The 2538-nt window shown below is 44.9% G+C and carries 3 protein-coding genes; all 3 read right to left on the minus strand.

The genetic code is table 11. The annotated features are described in order from the left end of the window. The coding region (locus WC715_06335; protein ID MFA6172035.1) for a peptidylprolyl isomerase at positions 1-1608 on the minus strand (1608 nt) is incomplete at its 3' end. 72 nt (positions 1609-1680) lie between these two features. Further along, positions 1681-1968: a hypothetical protein gene (locus tag WC715_06340; protein ID MFA6172036.1), complete on the minus strand. Its 288-nt coding sequence runs from the start codon at positions 1966-1968 to the stop codon at positions 1681-1683. A gap of 236 nt (positions 1969-2204) precedes the next feature. Then, the coding region (locus tag WC715_06345) for an SEC-C metal-binding domain-containing protein (protein MFA6172037.1) at positions 2205-2538 on the minus strand (334 nt) is incomplete at its 5' end.

The following is a 2538-nucleotide window of genomic DNA, read 5'->3' on the forward strand; positions in this document are numbered from 1 at the left end:
AATCATGAAAACTATAACAGCCAAAAATCCGATCAAACCGGCCATTAAACTTTTTGCTACCGATTCCTGGCCCAACGCCGCACCGATTGTTTCCTGACTGATTAAATTAATCGGCACGGGCAATGCGCCGGCATTTAACCGCTGCGCCAAAATTTTTGCTTCGGGAATTGTAAAACTTCCGCTGATAACCGCGTTGCCATCCTTAATCGCTTCCTGGACGGTTGGAGCGCTGATCACCTGTCCGTCCAAAAAAATCGCTACCTGCTTGCCGACATTTCGTTCCGTAATTTCTCCGAATAATTTTTTACCTTCATCATTAAATTCCAGACCGACTTGTGGCGCGCTGGTGTTCGGATCAAATTGAACTTGCGCGCGTACTAACTGCTTTCCGGTGAGACCGGTATAAATCCACTCTTCTGACGGCGGCAAAATCTCTGCTGATGTTTTTTTATCAATTAAAATTCTTGAAACGCGATATTCTTTTACTGCTCGCTCATCAGTTTTATAAATCAAGTGATAGCCAAATTGCGTTTCAATCACCTCGGAAATTCCTCCGACCTTCATGGCAAAAGTCGCGTCTTCAAAAGGCTTAACCATCATCCCTTTACCAAACCATCCCAAATCGCCGCCGGACTCCGACGCACCCGGCTCGCTGGAATTTGCTTTTACTAAATCAATAAAATTCGCAGCTGTCGCCTCGGCTTTTAATTCATCAATTTTTTTCTTAGCATCTTCTTTTGATAAATCGCTCTCACAACGGTCAGCGCCTACCCAACAAATCAACAAATGATTGGCTTTCACTTCTTTTGAATCCTGCATTGCTACCAATTTGATTATACTGATATTGTCATCGGTTTCAATCAAGCCACTTACTCCGCCAACTTTGAGTTTAGCCGCGTCATCGTACAAATCCGCGTATACTCCATCTTTTGTAATAAATCCTAAATCTCCGCCAACGCTTTTTGTCGCTTCATCCGTGGAATATTCTCCGGCTAAAGCGGCAAAATCCGCGCCGCGCGCCCGAGCTTTTCTTAAAACTTCATTCGCCGTCTTTTTGGCCGCGGCATTATAATCACTCATTTCTTTTTTCTGTTCGGCGGTTAAAATCTGCGCCGTGCCCGTATCTGAATTTTGCTCTTTAAATTCCAAAAGCGGTGTTTCGCCGATCATCTTAATGGCCTCTGACACATCTTTAATTCCGGCCAATTCCACGATCACCCGTTGGCTCGCTCCGGCGCTCGTTGTTTGGACAACCGGCTCAGCCACGCCAAAAGCGTTAACGCGACGTTCAATTACATCTCTCACGCCTTCAAGTGCGTCATCGCGGTCTTTCTCTGGAATGGCGGAAGTGTCAGCTTCATAAATCAAATGCGTTCCGCCTTGCAAATCAAGGCCAAGACGAAATGGTAATTTATAAAATTCCGGTAAAGCAATGCCTGTGGTTTTTTTCAGCCAATTCACGCCTTGATCATAATATTTTGGATAATCCAAAAATCCGGCCAAGACTGTGAAGGCCACAATTAAAATAATGAGCCACCAAACTTTAGCACGGGCCGTCGTAAATAACTTTTTCCCCGCGTTTGCGAAGAATCTTTTGATTTTGTTCATAGATTAAAAAAATTATCCTCCTTGTGGATATTTTATGAGTTTAGCGCAAAGTGATTAAAGTGTAAAGCGGCCCTATCGCCCTGGTTTTACTACAACCTCTTCGTAATTTCCCTGTTCAATATCTAACACAAACTCGCCGAGACCTTCCATTTGTTCATTTAGTTCATCCATTTCAGCCTGGAGTGTTTCCGCGCGACCCGCGTCAATTGCCGGATTATTTAATTCAGTTTTTATTTCTTCAATTCTTGCCCGCAGTCCGTCAACATATTCCCCCATTTCACCACCCAACTGTTCAATTTCTTCGGGAGATAATGCCTTTTCCGAACTCTCGGCTTCTGGATGTTCGAATTTTTCTATCATATATTTTATTAACAGACACTTGACAAATTTATTTCAACCCGTCATATTATAAGTGGCTAAGCGCTGGTTAGTCATGCTACGACGACCAACCCGGAGGTTGTACAACGTACAAGGGCATCGCTTGGCGAGGGAGATCGGACCTTCCGTGACGCTCCCAGCTCGGGAAACCAATTCTAGGCTCTTGGCCCCGGGCACAGCAGTTACCAAGTCGAAAGGCGTCGAGGTAACTGCTTTTTTTATTTCCCGCAACACTTCTTGTATTTCTGTCCTGACCCACACGGGCACGGATCGTTTCTCCCAATTTTTTCTCCTTCGGCGGTGCGCGGTTTGGCTTTGATGTCCGCGGCCTGATTTCTATTATCGCCCTCTTTTGCCGGCGCGGATAATTTTACACCTTGGCGCTGCAGAAGTGACGGCGCGGTTTTTGTTTCCAACCCGACTTTGTAAACATTATAAACAACTTCCCTATTTATAAAATGCATCAATTCCTGAAACATTCTGTATGTTTCTTTTTTATATTCAACAAGCGGATCGTGCTGACCATAGCCGCGAAGTCCAATGCCGGTGCGC

The sequence above is a fragment of the Patescibacteria group bacterium genome, from assembly GCA_041661505.1.
In the GTDB taxonomy this organism is placed as follows: Bacteria; Patescibacteriota; Patescibacteriia; order Patescibacteriales; family JBAZCA01; genus JBAZCA01.

Excerpts from the sequence above, each read along its gene's own strand:
- WC715_06340 (MFA6172036.1), bottom strand. The coding sequence starts at position 1,968 with ATGATAGAAAAATTCGAACATCCAGAAGCCGAGAGTTCGGAAAAGGCA.